The organism is Ruania alba (genome assembly GCF_900105765.1).
GTDB classification, from domain to species: domain Bacteria; phylum Actinomycetota; class Actinomycetes; order Actinomycetales; family Beutenbergiaceae; genus Ruania; species Ruania alba.
The window spans coordinates 1,218,735-1,234,734 of the sequence record NZ_FNTX01000002.1 but is presented as its reverse complement, the minus strand read 5'-3'; the positions used below and the strand labels follow the sequence as shown (position 1 = coordinate 1,234,734).

At 66.4% G+C, this 16,000-nt stretch carries 10 protein-coding genes; 6 read left to right on the top strand and 4 right to left on the bottom strand.

The genetic code is table 11. From position 1 onward, the window contains the following. The first annotated feature begins 1 nt into the window (after window position 1). The 5 genes from BLU77_RS15995 (at window position 2) to BLU77_RS15975 (ending at window position 6,745) form a co-directional block, all read left to right on the top strand. On the top strand, window positions 2-874 hold the full coding sequence (locus BLU77_RS15995; RefSeq protein WP_089775907.1) for a carbohydrate ABC transporter permease: 873 nt from the start codon (window positions 2-4) through the stop codon (window positions 872-874). Between the two features lie 16 nt (window positions 875-890). Beyond that, entirely contained in the window at window positions 891-1,523 is a 633-nt protein-coding gene (locus BLU77_RS15990; protein WP_089774052.1) for a YesL family protein, read from the top strand. 41 nt (window positions 1,524-1,564) lie between these two features. Beyond that, entirely contained in the window at window positions 1,565-2,962 is a 1,398-nt protein-coding gene (locus BLU77_RS15985; RefSeq protein ID WP_175477152.1) for a sulfatase family protein, read from the top strand. Window positions 2,963-3,242: 280 nt separating this feature from the next. Continuing rightward, a complete protein-coding gene (locus BLU77_RS15980) occupies window positions 3,243-4,967 on the top strand; it encodes a glycoside hydrolase family 13 protein (RefSeq protein ID WP_089774050.1) in 1,725 nt (574 codons plus the stop codon). A 389-nt stretch (window positions 4,968-5,356) separates the two neighbouring features. Further along, complete coding sequence (locus BLU77_RS15975; RefSeq protein WP_217632478.1) at window positions 5,357-6,745, top strand: sulfatase family protein; 1,389 nt, start codon at window positions 5,357-5,359, stop codon at window positions 6,743-6,745. A gap of 117 nt (window positions 6,746-6,862) precedes the next feature. On the opposite strand, the gene BLU77_RS15970 is transcribed toward BLU77_RS15975, so the two are convergent. Genes BLU77_RS15970 through BLU77_RS15955 form a run of 4 tightly spaced genes read right to left on the bottom strand, consistent with a single transcriptional unit; the run spans window position 6,863 to window position 13,540 of the window. Beyond that, window positions 6,863-9,178: a glycoside hydrolase family 78 protein gene (locus BLU77_RS15970; protein WP_342741472.1), complete on the bottom strand. Its 2,316-nt coding sequence runs from the start codon at window positions 9,176-9,178 to the stop codon at window positions 6,863-6,865. Beyond that, complete coding sequence (locus tag BLU77_RS15965) at window positions 9,175-11,361, bottom strand: ABC transporter ATP-binding protein (protein ID WP_089775903.1); 2,187 nt, start codon at window positions 11,359-11,361, stop codon at window positions 9,175-9,177. The genes BLU77_RS15970 and BLU77_RS15965 overlap by 4 nt, the downstream gene beginning before the upstream one ends. Before the next feature lie 35 nt (window positions 11,362-11,396). Next, the gene (locus BLU77_RS15960; RefSeq protein WP_217632477.1) at window positions 11,397-12,590 is read right to left on the bottom strand and encodes an ABC transporter permease; all 1,194 of its coding nucleotides are present in this window, start codon (window positions 12,588-12,590) and stop codon (window positions 11,397-11,399) included. Continuing rightward, window positions 12,587-13,540 (bottom strand): ABC transporter permease, encoded by a 954-nt coding sequence (locus tag BLU77_RS15955; protein ID WP_089774048.1) that lies wholly within the window; start codon window positions 13,538-13,540, stop codon window positions 12,587-12,589. Before BLU77_RS15955 ends, BLU77_RS15960 begins: the two co-directional genes overlap by 4 nt. A 408-nt stretch (window positions 13,541-13,948) precedes the next feature. Here BLU77_RS15955 and BLU77_RS15950 point away from each other — a divergent pair, with 408 nt between their 5' ends. Beyond that, the gene (locus BLU77_RS15950) at window positions 13,949-15,928 is read left to right on the top strand and encodes an ABC transporter substrate-binding protein (RefSeq protein ID WP_089774047.1); all 1,980 of its coding nucleotides are present in this window, start codon (window positions 13,949-13,951) and stop codon (window positions 15,926-15,928) included. The last annotated feature ends 72 nt before the right edge of the window (window positions 15,929-16,000 follow it).

Sequence of the window (16,000 nt, the reverse complement as noted above, 5' to 3'; positions counted from 1 at the left end):
GATGACCACTGACACCGCAATGACTGCACCCCAGCGCGCCACGAAAGGTCCGCGCCCCCGCATCCTCGCCCACATCGGGCTGATCGCGATCGCCGTGCTGATGATGTACCCGCTGGTGTGGATGATCTCCAGCTCGTTGAAGCCGGAGAGTGAGATCTTCAGCTCGCCGGGGCTGATCCCGCAGGAGTGGACGCTGAGCAACTACATCGAGGGATGGAACGGGATCCAGCGCCCGTTCTCCCACTACATGCTGAACTCGATCCTCATCGCCGTGCTCGCGGTGCTCGGGAACGTGATCGCGTGCTCGCTCGCGGCCTATGCCTTCGCACGGCTGCACTTCCCGCTGAAGCGGACCCTGTTCGCGATCATGCTCGGCACGATGATGCTGCCGATCCACGTGCAGATCATCCCGCAGTACATCATCTTCGACTCGCTCGCCTGGCTGGACACGTTCCTGCCGCTGGTGGTGCCGAAGTTCCTCGCCGTGGACGCGTTCTTCATCTTCCTGATCGTGCAGTTCATCCGCGGTATCCCGAAGGAGCTGGACTTCGCCGCCCGCGTGGACGGCTGTGGCCCGGTGAACATCTTCTTCCGGATCATCCTGCCGCTGCTCAAGCCGGCGCTGGTGACCACAGCGATCTTCACGTTCATCTGGTCCTACAACGACTTCTTCGCCCAGGTGATCTTCCTGTCCAGCAACGAGAACTTCACCGCACCGTTGGCGTTGAAGCTGTTCCTGGACCAGTCCACGGTCTCTTCGTGGGGTCCGATGTTCGCGATGAGCGTGGTCTCCCTGGTGCCGCTGTTCGCGTTCTTCCTGTTCTTCCAGCGTGGGCTGATCGAAGGGATCGCCACCACGGGGTTCAAAGGATGAGCACGAGGAGCAAGGGATGAGCGCGAGTACTGTCACCGGCGCCCGCCCCCGCGACGTCACCGCCGGCCCCCTCTACCGGTCGCTCGCGGCGGCCAGCGACATGGTGCTGCTGAACCTGGTCTGGTTGCTCGCCTCCCTTCCGGTGGTCACCTTCGTCCCGGCGACAGCGGCCCTGTTCTCGGTGCTGCGCGATCGACGTCTCGGCTCCGAGGTGACGCCGGTAGTCGCTTTCGCGCGCGCCCTGCGCACCGATCTACGACGGCGCACCCTCCTCGGTCTCGGATGGCTGGCCGTGGCCGGGGTGCTTGCCGTGGATGTCGTGATCGTCCAGCAGATGGGAGCCGGGGCCTCGATGGTGCTCGGCGTGATCACCGGGGCGCTCGCCCTGTTGTTCGCTGGCGCCTCCACCGTGCTGTTCCCCGTCATCGTCTCCTACGACCTGCCGTGGCGCGGGCTGCTGCGCACGACGACGACCCTCACCTTGGCCATGCCGGTGCACGTGGCGGGGGCCCTGCTGACGCTCGCCGCTGCCCTCGCCGTCACGGCGGTCTCCCCGCTGGCCGGCGCGCTCGTGGCGGGCAGCGGGGCCGCCTGGGCGATCGACCGGATCGTGGCGAGGGGCCTACGGGCTCGAGGGACGCCGTCGTGATCCCCGCGCCAACTGACAACCGAGAAGAAAGGGATGTGCCCGTGACGCGGCGACCGAATGTGCTGGTGGTGCTGACTGATCAGTGGAGGGCTCAGGCGACCGGTTATGCCGGCGATGAGAATGTCTCGACGCCGGTGCTGGACACCTTGGCAGCCGAGTCGGTGAACTTCACCGAGGCGGTCTCCGGGACTCCGGTGTGCTGCCCCGCCCGGGCGAGCATGCTCACCGGCCAGTACCCGCTCCAGCACGGGGTCTACATCAACGACGTCGAACTGGAACCGACCGGGTCCACCCTCGCCGAAGAATTCGCGACAGCCGGGTACCGCACCGGGTATATCGGCAAATGGCACCTGTACGGCAGCCCGGACGGCAACTACGGTCGCCGCAAGCTCCCGGTGCCGCGCGAGAAGCGGTTCGGGTTCGAGTACTGGAAAGCCGCCGAATGCACCCACAACTACAACAGCTCGCTCTACTTCCACGGCGACGACCCGCAGCCCAAAACCTGGCCCGGGTATGACGCCCACGCCCAAACCGAGGACGCCTGCGGATTCATCGCACAGAACAGCGCCGGTGAGGACCCGTACTTCCTGATGCTCTCCTACGGGCCACCACACTTCCCGCTGCACACCGCACCGCAGGAGTACCGGCAGCGGTACACCGATGCCGAGATCACCCTGCGGGCGAACGTCCCCGACGAAGCGGCGCAGGAATCGGCGCAGGCGCTGCGCGGCTACTACGCCCACATCGCCGCCCTGGACGACTGCCTAGCCCAGTTGCTGGCAGCGGTGGAGAACAGCGGCACAGCCGAAGACACCATCATCATCTTCGCCTCCGACCACGGCGACATGATGGGCTCCCACGGCATCCGCCACGACGTGAAAGTCTGCCCCTGGGACGAAGCAGTGCGGGTGCCGATGCTGGTGCGCTACCCCCGCCGATTCGGCCGCGAAGGCCGCACCGACACCTCGCCGTTCGACATGCCCGACCTGATGCCCACCCTCCTGGGCCTGTGCGGTCTGCCGGTACCAGGCCATGTCACCGGCACCGACGTCTTCGGGACGCGCCCCGCACACCGCGCCCACTCATCCTTCCTCTCCCTCCCCGTGCCGATCCTGTGGGCACGCAGCTACGGCTTCGACGCCTACCGCGGCATCCGCACCGCAACCCACACCTACATCCGCACCCGCACCAGCCCCTGGCTGCTCTACGACAACGTGGCCGATCCGTACCAGCAGCAGAACCTGTGCGGGCAACCGGAAGCCACCGGCCTACAACGCGACCTCGACGCCGAGCTGAACCACTGGCTCGCCGACCTCGACGACGACTTCGCACCACCCGAGACCTACCTGCACGCCGACGGACTCGAGCACTACTTCGAAGTCAACACCCCGGTCGGAACACCGCCCGCCGACAGCAGCATCACGCCGGTCGGCCAGTAAGTGCCCATCGATGTCGTCTCGCCCCGGCCATTCCGACGGCGATGGGCACCTCGCCGCCCGGCCACCCAGGTAGGCGTCACCCACCGTCGCTCAACCCACCTGACAGGGACGATGAGTGACACCTACCGCCCCGGGATCACCACACGCGCGCAAGGTGGGTGCCGATACGTGTCGCGATCGCTACTTGAGAGCGACATCGGGTGGCACCTCGCTGCTTGACCCGGGCAGCGACGGACGCGCAAGTGACAATCACGAACGAATACATGAATGGAGATGACGGGTGACTGACGCCGAACACCGCGACAAGGCACCGAGCACGCACCAGGGCGGGGCGAGCCTCCTCAGCGGCGACCCGAACTGGTGGCGTCAGGCCGTCGTCTACCAGATCTACCCCCGCTCCTTCGCCGACTCGAACGGCGACGGCATCGGCGACCTGCCCGGGATCACCAGCCGCGTGCCCTACCTGCGCGACCTCGGGGTGGACGCCGTCTGGCTCAGCCCGTTCTACCCCTCGGCGCTCGCCGACGGCGGTTACGACGTGGACGACTACCGCAACGTCGATCCGCGCTTCGGCACTCTGGACGACTTCGACGAGATGCTCGCTGCGCTCACCGAGGCCGGCATCAAGCTCATCATCGACATCGTGCCGAACCACACCTCGAACCAGCACGAGTGGTTCCGAGCCGCGCTGGCCGCCCCGAAGGGCTCGCCGGAGCGGGACAAGTACCTCTTCCGGGACGGCACTGGTCCCGACGGCGAGGAGCCGCCGTCCGACTGGACCAGCGCCTTCGGCGGCTCCGCCTGGGAGCGAGTCGAGGACGGTCAGTGGTACCTGCACCGCTTCGCGGTGGAGCAGCCCGATCTGAACTGGGACAACCGTGAGGTCCGGGAGGATTTCCTGCAGACGTTGCGGTTCTGGTCCGACCGCGGGGTGGCGGGCTTCCGGGTTGACGTGGCGCACATGACCGCCAAGCGGTTGCCGGACGAGTTGCCCACGATGGAGCAATTGCGAGCGATGCCCTTCGACGGCAACCACCCCACCCTGGACCGGGACGAGGTGCACGAGATCTACGCCGAGTGGCGTGAGGTATTCAACTCCTACGACCCACCGCGCACCGCCGTGGCCGAAGCCTGGGTGCCGGCACACCGGCGAGCTCGCTATGCCAGTGCTGAGGGTCTGGGCCAGGCATTCAACTTCGACCTGCTGCAGGCACCCTTCGAAGCCGAGGCGTTCCGTGACGTGATCGCCCGCAACCTCGAGCTCGCCGCACAGAGCGGGTCCTCCACCACCTGGGTGCTCTCCAACCATGACCTGGTGCGGCACGCCACCCGCTACGGGCTCCCGTACGATCCGGACGAGTTCAAGCAGGGCCGGCAGTGGCTGCTCAGTCGCGGCACTGAGCCGGTGCTGGAGGCCGACCGAGGGCTGCGCCGGGCACGCGCCGCGACCATGCTCGAGCTCGCATTGCCCGGTTCGGCCTACCTGTACCAGGGTGAGGAGCTCGGTCTGCACGAGGTGGCTGACATTCCCGACCACGCCCGGCAGGACCCGACGTTCACGCGCAAGCCAGGCCGCGACGTGGGGCGGGACGGTGTCCGTGTCCCGCTGCCATGGTCACTTGAGGGCCCATCCTTCGGATTCTCCGACGGTCCGCCGCACCTGCCTCAGCCAAGTTGGTTCGCCGAGCTAGCGGCATCTGGACAGGCCGAGGACGCTGCCTCCACCCTGGCGCTGTACCGGGAGGCGATCGCGCTGCGACACCGGCTGCAGAGCGAGGAGCGGCTGGAGTGGCTGGAAAACCCGCCGAACGTCCTCGCCTTCGCCCGGCCGAACGGCTGGGTATGCGTGACCAACTTCTCCGCTGAACCGGTAGGTATGCCCGACGGCGAGGTCCTGCTGGCGAGCAGCACGCTCACCACCGCCGTCCCAGGCGAGACCACCGTGTGGCTGCAACGATGCGGCCGGCATCGACACGAAACGGACGCCGACTGGCACTACTCGTGACATCCGACGAGTTGGACGTCTGAGGCAGCCTGACCTCAGTCGAGCAAGTGCGTCGTGGCGAGGGCTGCGATTCAGCGACAGGGAGGTGCCGTACAATTATGAATCGTATCAATGCTTGCGACTACGGTGGATGATCACCACGGTCGAAGAACTCTGCGCAGTGCTCGAATGCGGCAACGCCGGCCGCCGGGTCAGTGCAGGATCTCTCGGAAGGGACGGGCGATGTGGGTAGTTCCACGACGACATCGAGTCGACGAATGTGGTGGACGCGATCTGCGATCAGGACCAGGCCGCCGACCATGCCGGCAAGCTAACCGCCCCTCACTGACATCAGCCGCGGCACACGTGAGCCGCGGCATACATTCACAGCCAACCGGAAAGAGAGCCTCGTGAGCCGACCAAACGTCCTCCTGCTGCACTGCCACGACCTTGGCCGCTACCTCGGCTGCTATGGGGTCACCACCGTTCGCACCCCCCATCTCGACGCCCTCGCAGCTGACGGCGTCACATTCGAGCAGGCCTTCTGCACGGCACCGCAGTGCAGTCCCTCGCGCGCCTCGTTGTTCACCGGCAGATACCCCCACTCGGCCGGCGTCATGGGACTCACACACGCCCAGTTCGCCTGGGACCTATACCCCGAGGAACGTCATCTCGCGCGAGAGTTCAAGGACGCGGGGTACACCACATCCCTCCTCGGGGTACAGCACGAGTCACGCGCCAGCCGGACGCCCGAGGAGATGGCTGCCCGGCTGGGTTTCGACCGTGCTGTTCCGGCCGTGGAACGAGCCGGCCGACCTGACCGCGCACAGGCAGTCGCCGAGGCAGCCTGTGCGGAACTGGACCGTCTGACTGCGGGCGACCATCCCTTCTATCTGCAGGTCGGGTTCGTCGAGCCCCACCGCCTCCCTGGCGGCACCCGAGACGAGCCGGGATACCAGGGTTTCATCAGCGACTACATGGAGCCCGATGACGAACTTGGCGTCGAGATACCCCCGTACATCGAAGACGAGGGTGAGTGCACCCGCACCGAGCTCGCCGAGCTGCAGGGCGCGATCCACCACCTCGACCAGGCAGTAGGCCAGGTGCTCCGCCGGCTAGACGAGGACGGGCTGACCGAGAACACGCTCGTGATCTTCACGACCGACCACGGCGTCGCGCTCCCGCGCGCGAAGTGCGCGCTCTACGACCCCGGCCTCGAGGTGGCGTGGCTCATGCGGTGCCCGCGCCTCGGCTGGACCGGCGGTTCCAGGTATGACGAGTTGGTCTCCAACATCGACATCTTCCCCACCGTGCTGACCGCTGCAGGGATCGAGCCGACCGACCGCGTCCACGGCCGCAGCCTCCGTCCGCTGCTCGACGGCACCAGCGACGGCCCCGCGGTGGGGCGTGACGCTGTCTACGGGGAGATGACCTACCACGACTACTACGACCCGAGGCGGTGCATTCGTACGGAGAGGCACAAGCTGATCGTCAACTTCACCGCAGCGCCAGAGTTCATGGACTCGTCACAGTCGTGGCGGCCACGGACCACGCCGCGCACTCCCGTGCGCCGCTTCCACCCGGCGGTGGAGCTGTACGACCTCGTCGAAGACCCGATCGAGGCGCACAACGTGGCCGACGACCCCGCCTACGAATCAGTGCGCATCGAGTTGCTGCAGGACCTGCATCGGTGGATGCACGAGACGCAGGATCCGCTCCTCGACGGCGCGGTCACCAGTCCCTTGCACGAACAGTCGGTGTCGATCCTCGACGAGGCCGTGAACGCTGATCCGGCCTGATCACGTCGGACGACCATGAGCACGGCGCCATCGGGAGATGACGCGGAGCTCGAGCCGCGATCGACAACGACCGGCAGCCGGGCGGAGGTGGAGCGTTCACCGGCGCCCGGCGGCCATTCAGGCGGTGAAGCGGTGCTCACCCGGCCCGGCCGTGACCGTCTCGCCGCCGGGCAGCGTGACCTCCGCCGTCGTCCCGTCGGGAATGGCAACATCCAGGTGGAACTCGTCGCCATCGAGGCGCCAGGATGAGCTCACCTCGCCGTGCGGGGTGACCAGGCTGGACCGCGCCCAGGTCAGACCACCGCCCGGCTTGGGGGTGATTCGGATGCGCGAGTAGCCCGGTTCGGCGGGTTGGATGCCGGCCACCGCCTTGTGCAGCCAGTCCGCGACGGCGCCGAGTGCGTAGTGGTTGAAACTCGTCATCTTGCCCGGGTTGATGGAACCGTCCGGAAGCATGGAGTTCCACCGCTCCCATATCGTGGTGGCGCCCATCGTCACGGGGTACAGCCACGACGGGCACTCCTTCTCGAGGAGGAGGCGGTAGGCGGCATCCAGGTGCCCTGTCTCACTCAGTGCCCAGGTCACGAACGGGGTACCGGCGAAACCGGTCGATACCCGGTATCCGGCCTCGGCGACCAGCTCGGCGAGCCGTTGTCCGGCGAAGCCCCGTTGGGCGCCGTCGACGAGGCCGAACTGGATCGCCAGAGCATAGACCGTGGCGCAGTCGCTGGCGACTGTGCCACGCTCGTCCACGTAGTGCTCATGGAAGGCACGTTTCAGGCCGTCAGCCATGGTGCGGAACCTTTGACTGTCCTCGGTGTTCCCGAGCAGTTCTGCCGTGCGTGAGACAAGGTCCGCGGTCCGATAGGCACACGCCGTGGAGACGACACCCTTGTCCGCCTTGGCGGCACCTGGACGGTCTGGTGGCGCGTCCGGGTCGAGCCAGTCGGCGAACTGGAAGCCGGTGTCCCACACTCCGCTCGGAGACAGGTGCTCCGCGATCGCTGTGGCGTGGGCGACCATCGACCCGTACTGGTCCGCCAGGATCGTCAGGTCGCCGTAGGCCTGGTACAGGGACCACGGCACCCAGACGGCCGCGTCGCCCCAGATCGCCGTGATCGCGCCGTCCTTCTCGTCGCCTCGGTCCGGGTCCCTCGGGCCGATCCTGATCACGTCGGGGACCACGAACGGGACGCGGCCGTTCTGATGGCTCTGCTCGAACCTGAGATCGGCCAACCAGTCCGCCAGGAAGTCCTTGACGTCGAAGAGATAGGCCGCGGTGTCGGCGAACACGGAGATATCACCGGTCCAGCCGAGGCGCTCGTCGCGTTGCGGGCAGTCGGTCGGCAAGTCGAGGAAGTTGCCGCGCTGCCCCCAGACCACGTTCTCGTGGAGCTTGTTGATCATGTCGTCGGAGCATTCGAAGGAACCGATCCTGCGCAGATCGGAACTGACGACGACAGCCTCCAACGAGTCCGTCGTCAGCTCGCCAGGCCAACCCGTGACCTCCGCGTAGCGGAAGCCGTGGAACGTCAGCGTCGGCTCAAAATGGTCCACATCCCCAGATGTGATGAACCGGTCGGTTGCCTCGACATCGCGCAGCGGCCGAGTGCCAAGTTCGCCGTGCTCCAGCACCTCGGCATGCCGGATCGTGATCGTCGTACCAGCGGGCGCGGACACCGAGAACCGGATCCAACCGACGAGATTCTGGCCGAAGTCCACCAGGGTCTTGCCCGACGGCGAGGTGAAGATCGCCGTCGGCCTGATCGTCTCGTGCCGGACCACGGGCGGGCCGATCGGTGCGGTCAATCGGCCGCGATCGAAGTCGAGGGCATGGATCCCGGCCCATGCCTCGTCGTCGAAGCCGGGAGCGTTCCAGCCCGGTGTGCTGCGGCGGGCGTCGATCGTCTGACCGTCGTAGAGGTCGTTCGCAACGGTGCTCGACGGGCCGGACCGCCACGTCTCCCCGGTCACGACCGTTTGGACGTGTCCGTCCGCGTAGGTGACCTCGAGCTGGGCGATCAGGCCGAGCTCGTCCCCGTAGAGGGCGCGGCCACCCGTGAAACCGAGCCGGCCGCGATACCAGCCGTTGCCGAGCGCGGCACCGATCGCCACCTGCCCCTCGGAGGGGAGCCGCTCGGTGATGTCATGACTGCGCCACCGTAGGCGCCACTGGTAGCTCGACCAACCGGGCGAGAGCACGTCCGGGCCGACGGGCTGCCCGTTGACGAACATCTCGTGGACGCCGAGCGCGGTGCTGGTCAGCGTGGCCGCGACCACGTCGCCGTGCCCGCTGGCGAGGGAGAACTCCGTGCGGAGAAGAGGTGCGCCGTCGAAGTCCTGGTCGGGCGCGATCATCGTGGCGCCATGGAGTGGTGAGCTGACGTCCCTGTCGGTGCTGTCCTTGGGGTCGCCCGGGTGATGCGTCGTCATGCCTTCTCTCGTTCCTCGTCGCCGGTTGTTTCGAGTGGGTAGTGGCAGGCGGCGCGGTGGGCCGGAGCCAGTTCGCTGAGCATGGGAATGTCCGAGTCGCAGAGCTCGTCGCGACGGTGCGGGCATCGAGTGTGGAACGGGCAGCCGGCGGGCGGGTTGGTCGGGTCGGGCAGCTCGTCGTTGAGGCGGACGCGCCGGCCGTCATCGCGCCGGTGGGGGTCAGGCTGGGGCACCGCCGAGAAGAGCGCCTCGGTGTAGGGATGACGCGGCGCTGTGAACAGTTCGTCGGTGTCAGCCTGCTCCACCACGCGACCGAGGTACATCACGGCGACTCGGTCGCAGAGATGCTCGACGACGGAGAGGTCGTGGGAGATGAACAGGTACGTCAGGTCGTACTCCTCCTGGAGGTCTCCCAGCAGGTTGAGGATCTGCGCCCGCACCGACACGTCCAGCGCGGAGACGGCCTCGTCGGCGACCACCAGCCGCGGCCGGGTGATCAGGGCGCGGGCGATGTTCACGCGCTGGCGCTCACCACCGGAGAACGCGTGCGGGTAACGGCGCAAATACTCCGGGCGCAGCCCGACACGCCGCAACATACTTGCGACCTCGTCCTCGATGCTGGAGTCGTCCTCCTGCTTGATCTTGGTCAGCGGCTCACCGACGATCTGCAACAGGTTCTTCCGGGGGTTCAGCGAGGTGAACGGGTCCTGGAAAATCATGCGGATCTCACCGCGGTAGCGGCGCAGCGCGTTGTTGTCCAGGGCGGTCAGGTCAATGTCCTCACCGCCCGGGTGGTAGGTGATCGTGCCCTCGGTGGGGTCGATGGCCCGCACGATGGTGCGCCCCAAGGTGGTCTTGCCGCAGCCGGATTCTCCGACCAGGCCGAGGGTCTCGCCCTGACGGATGTCCAGGTCGACCCCGTCGACGGCGTGGACCTTGCCGGTGACTCGGCTGAAGAAGCCGCTACGGATCGGGAAGTGCACCCGGAGGTCCCGTACGGAGAGCAACGGTTCGTCGCTGCCTCGCCGTCCCTTGTCCGACGGCGTCTCGGCCTGGGCGGGTGCGTCCGCGGTGGCGGGTGCAGCCGCGGGTGCAGCCGCCGTCTCCGCGTCGGGTGCTGGCTTCGTGCCCGAGTCGGACGGGCCCTCCGGACGGTCGGGGTCCAGAAGGTGGCAGGCGGCGAGGCGCCCGTCGTTCTGCTCGATCACCGGCGGCGCGGTCGTGTCGCACAGACCGGAGATCGCGACGGCGCATCGGGTGTGGAACGGACACCCGTCGGGGCGTTCGCTCGGGTGAGGAACGATCCCGGAGATGGCGGGGAGCTTCTTCCCGCGGTTCTCGGGTGAGATCGACGGGATCGATTCGAGCAGAGCCTTGGTGTAAGGATGCTGCGGCCGGTCGAAGATGTCCGTCACACTGCCGCGTTCGACGACGGTGCCGAGGTACATCACGGTGACGTCGTCCGCGATCTCGGCGACGACACCGAGGTCGTGGGTGATGAACAACATCGACATGCCGGTCTCGTCCTGGAGCTCGGCGAGCAGGTCGAGGATCCTCGCCTGGGTGGTCACGTCGAGTGCGGTGGTCGGCTCATCGGCGATCAACAGAGCCGGGTCGTTCGCCAGAGCGATGGCGATCATCGCGCGCTGGTTCATCCCGCCCGAGAGTTGGAACGGGTACGCGTCGAATCGCTTGTCGGCGCGCGGGATACCGACACGACGCAGGTGATCGATCGCCTGTTCCTTGGCCTCTGCCTTCGAGATGGGCTGGTGCAAGCGGATCGCCCGGGAGAGCTGGGCACCGATCGTGTACATCGGCGACAGCGAGGCACCCGGCTCCTGGAAGACGAACCCGATCTGACCGCCACGGATCTCGCGAATCTCCGCACCTCGGGGATCGAGGGCAGCGAGGTCGACCACCTCACCGTTCGGTTCGCGCTGGAACCTGACGGTGCCCCCCTCGACGCGCCCGGGGGCGTCGACCAGCCCCGCGATCGAGCGTGCCGTGATGGACTTGCCGCACCCCGACTCCCCGACCACGCACATGGTCCTGCCCCGCGGCACGGTAAAGGTGACGCCGTCGGCAGCCTTGACCACCCCGTCGTCGGTGTGAAAATAGGTCCGCAGGCCGTCGACGGACAGGACATTGCCGCCGTCGGTCGGCGCGGATGCGGTCTGGGTCATGGAATCACTCTGTGATGTCATCGGCTCGTCTTCCATCATCGGTACGGGTCGGCGCTGTCCCGCAGTCCGTCGCCGAGGAAGTTCAGGGACAGGACGGCCACGACCACGGCAGCGCCGGGCAGCATCAACCACGGCGCGGTGGCGATCGCCCGCAGGTTCTGCGCCTCCTGCAACAGCACGCCCCAGGAGACCGTCGGCGGCTGGAGGCCGATACCGAGGAAGGAGAGCGCAGTCTCGGCCAAGATCATCGCCGGGATCGACAGCGTCAGCGTCGCGATCAGGTGCGAGGTGAACGACGGCAGCATGTGGGAGAAGATGATCGTGGGCTTCCCCGCACCGTCCAGCTTCGCCGCCGTGACGAAATCCTCCTCACGCAGCGAGAGAAACCGGCCCCGGACTTCACGGGCCAACCCGGTCCAGCCCACCAACGAGAGCACCACCGTGATGGCCAGATACTGCTGTACCGGGCCCCAATCCCGCGGGACCGCGGCCGCTAGGCCGAGCCACAACGGCAGCGTCGGGATCGCCATGAACGTCTCGATGATGCGCTGGATCAGCGTGTCGACCCGGCCACCGAAGTAGCCGGACAACCCGCCGAGGGTGATCCCAAGCACGAACGCCAACGACACACCGACCAGGCCCACCGACATCGAGATCTGCGTACCCAGCACCACCCGGGAGAACAGGTCATGCCCCAACCGGTCCGCGCCCCACAGGTACATCGGGTGGGCTGTGTCCGGATCGGCCGGCCCGATCAGATGCACATTCGTGGTGAACAACCCCCAGAACCGATACTCCGGTCCTTCGGCGAAGAGTTCCACCGGAACCTTCACCGACTCGTCCACCGTGAACGCCAACGCCAGCGTCTCCGGGTCCTGCTCGACCGAGTAGCCGTGGTAATACAGGCCCCAGTCCCACCCGTCGCCGGAGGTATCCACCACCTGCAATGGAGTCGGCGGCGCGTACGTGAACTCCGCATTCAGGTCTCCGCTGCCATACGGCGCGATGAACGCCGCGAACGCCGCAACGACGTACAGGAACAGCGTCATGATCAGGCCGATCATCGCCAGCCGATGTTTGCGGAACCGCCGCGCGATCAGGCGCCACTGCGACGCCTTCGCTGCGCCGGCCCCCTTGCGGCCCCGGCGCGTTCCGGTGTCGGTGGGTACCCCGCCGGGCTCGCCCTGGGAGTCGATCCCTGGTGTCTGCATACTGACCTGCGCGTTCATGCGCCACCTCCCACCGTGCGTAGCCGCACCCTCGGATCAGCCCAGGCCAACGCCAGGTCCGAGAGCAGCGTCCCGATCACCGTGAGCACCGCGGTGATCAGGATGATCGACCCGGCCAGATACATGTCCTGACTGCGCAACGCACCCAGCAACAGCGGGCCGATGGTGCTCAGGTTGGCGACCTGCGCCACGATGACCTCACCGCCGATGATCCCGGGCAGCAACCACCCAATGGTGGAGATGAACGGGTTCAGCGCCACGCGCAGCGGGTAGCGCAACAACAATGGGCCTTCGGCCATGCCCTGCGCCCGGGCCGCCACCACATAGGGCTTGCGCAGCTCGTCCAACAAGTTCGCCCGAAGGATCCGGATCAACCCTGCCGTCCCGGCAGTGCCGAGCACGATGATCGCGATGATGAGTGTGGGCAGGTTGTTCGTCCCCACGCTCAACCCGAACGTCGAGAACGCCAGCCACATCATGATCAGAGCGAGCAGGAAGTTCGGTGTCGCCAACCCCAAGAAGCCGATAGTCGTGACGATGTAGTCACCCACCGAGTACTGCTTCAACGCCGAGTACACCCCGATCGGCAATGCCACCGCCCACGTGAACAGCAACGTCGACAACGACAAGAGGACCGTCAACGGCAGGCGATCCGCCAACAGGCCCCCCACCGGCGCCGCGTACTCGAACGAGTAGCCGAAGTCCAGATGGAACACGATCCCCGAGATCCACTTCCAGTACTGCGCCAGCATCGGATCACCGAGACCGTACCGACTTTGCAGCGCCTCCAGCTGCGCCGTGTCGACACTCTGCCCCTCAGCCTCCAAACGCGCCACGTACGACGTCGCATAGTCGCCGGGCGGCAACTGGATGATCACGAACGCCGCGATCGAGATCAGGAACAGAGTCGGCACCATGTACAGCACCCGCCGACCCAAAAAGCTCAACACGGAGTCACACCTTCCGTCCGGGCCGGCGTGGCCATCACACAGCCGGCCAGCGACCGCATCATCATCGACCCTCACCTCCAACGTGCACACCGCATCTCCGCGGCTTGCCGATTGAATCGTATCAGACTACTCTTGACACTATGCATGCAGCTGGGCAAGCATGAGCACCGCAACGCGAGCCACGCCAGTGGCGATAAGTGGCCGGAATCCGCCAAACATCCTGGATCGCGACCACTGAAGGATTGCCGATGCATTGAAACGTATTGGACGACAATCCGTCGCCGCGACGCGGAATCTCCTCACGTTGCACATCGGACCCGACCGGATCCGATGCCAGACGTGGCCGTCTGCCCGACGGCCGAGGCAACGCCGCGCAGGCCGAGTCGAGAGCAAAGGAGCTGAGACACGATGCGAGACAGCACACTGCAGAACATGCCGCGCCGGAACTTCCTCGTACTGGGAGGTGGGGCGCTTGCCACCTCCTTCCTCGTCAGCGGCTGCGACCTCTTGGACGAGGGGGGTGACGGCGGGAACGGCACCTCGGCTGAGAAGGGAGCCGAGGCGCCCGACCTCGCCGCCCGGGTGGAGGCAGGCGACCTTCCCCCGGTCGAGGAACGCCTTCCGTCCGCTCCGTCGGTCGTCGAACCGGTCGATCGCGTAGGGATCTACGGCGGGTCGTGGCGCACGGCGATGCTCGGCGCCGCCAACAGCGGTGCCTGGGTGGACTTCACCATCGGCGGCGAGTACCTGGTCACGTTCCAGCCGAACACCACAGACATGACCGCACAGGGCGTGGTCGCCAACGTGGCGGAGTCGTTCGAGTACAGCGACGACAGCACGCAGTACACGTTCACCCTGCGCGAGGGGATGCGGTGGTCCGACGGCGAGCCGTTGACCGCCGACGACATCATGTTCTGGTACGAGGCCGTCTTCCTCAACGACGACCTCTACCCGGCCAAGACATCGTGGCTCACCTCGGCCGGTGAACCCGTGGTGGTGGAGAAGCTCGACGACTACACGGTCACGTTCACCTTCGCGCAACCGAACGGCCTCTTCCTGTCGAAGATGGCCCAGGAGGGCGATCAGATCACTCGGTCCCCGAAGCACTACCTCTCCCAGTTCCACCCGGACTACGCCGACGACATCGACGCCCTGATCGCCGAGGAGGGCGCCAGTAGCTGGGTCGAGCTATTCGCCGCGAAGGGAGGAACCTTCGATACGCGGTACAACAACCCGGAACTGCCGACGCTCTCCGCGTGGGTCCTCGACCACGGCCTGAACGAGGACGTCCAGGAGTTCGTCGCCACTCGGAACCCGTACTACTGGAAGGTCGACCCCGAGGGGAGCCAGCTGCCCTACATCGACACGGTCAACTTCCCGGTCTACTCCGACGTCGAGGCCCTCACGCTCAATGCGATCAACGGAGAACTCGACTTCCATTTCCCGAACATCGGCCAGTCGACCAACAAGCCCTTGTTCGCCGAGAACCGCGAGGATGGCAACTACGACTTCATCAGTATCGAGCGATCGCACTCGGTAGCGCCCGTCATCCAGCTCAACCTCGCCCACCAAGACGCGGTCAAGCGGGAGATCTTCCAGAACAAGGATTTCCGCATCGGGCTCTCCCATGCGATCAACCGCCAGGCGATCATCGACGCCGTCTATGCCCGCCAGGGCGAGCCCTACCAGGCGTCGCCTCGGCCGTCGTCGGAGTTCTACGACGAGGAAATGGCTCACCAGTACACCGAGTACGACGTCGACCTCGCCAACGAGTTCCTCGATCGGGCCGGCTACACCGAGACGAACGGGAACGGGATCCGCCTCGGGCCCGACGGAAACCCGATCTCCTTCGAGGTCGAGGCCATGGTCCAGCGAACGCCCGACGTCGACTCGATGCAGTTCGTCAAAGACGACTGGCAGGCCGTCGGCATCGAGATCACCATCAAGTCCGAGGACCCGTCGCTCTACACCGAGCGGCTGAACGGCAATCAGCACGATGCTGCTGTCCACTTCGCCACCGGCGGGCTGAATGCTCTGGTCGAACCGAGCATGTACTTCCCCTTCGGCCCGTTCAGCAGGTACGCCCTCCCGTGGATGCAGTGGTACACCAGCCGGGGCGAGGCGGGCGAGGAGCCGATCGAACCAGTCAAGCGGCAGATGGAGCTGTACGACGAGCTCACCACCGTCGCCGATGCCGATCGGCAGAAAGAAATCCTCACGGAGATCCTGCAGATCGCCAAGGAGGAGTTCTACACGATCGGCATCTCCCTGTGGGCCGACGCATTCGGGATCGTCAAGAACGACTTCCACAACGTCCCCGAGAACCTGGTGACCGGGGCATACCCGAATCCGGCAAGCACCAATCCCTGCCAGTACTTCCGCGAGTAGCTGAACCTGCTCGCCGCTCCGCCCGGCGCGGGCGGACGCCGAGAGTCACCGTCCGCTCGCGCCTGCAGTCCC

Coding starts and splice junctions, on each gene's coding strand:
- BLU77_RS15995 (WP_089775907.1), top strand. CDS start 2: ATGACCACTGACACCGCAATGACTGCACCCCAGCGCGCCACGAAAGGT.
- BLU77_RS15990 (WP_089774052.1), top strand. CDS start 891: ATGAGCGCGAGTACTGTCACCGGCGCCCGCCCCCGCGACGTCACCGCC.
- BLU77_RS15970 (WP_342741472.1), bottom strand. CDS start 9,178: ATGACGACGCATCACCCGGGCGACCCCAAGGACAGCACCGACAGGGAC.
- BLU77_RS15965 (WP_089775903.1), bottom strand. CDS start 11,361: ATGACCCAGACCGCATCCGCGCCGACCGACGGCGGCAATGTCCTGTCC.
- BLU77_RS15960 (WP_217632477.1), bottom strand. CDS start 12,590: ATGAACGCGCAGGTCAGTATGCAGACACCAGGGATCGACTCCCAGGGC.
- BLU77_RS15950 (WP_089774047.1), top strand. CDS start 13,949: ATGCGAGACAGCACACTGCAGAACATGCCGCGCCGGAACTTCCTCGTA.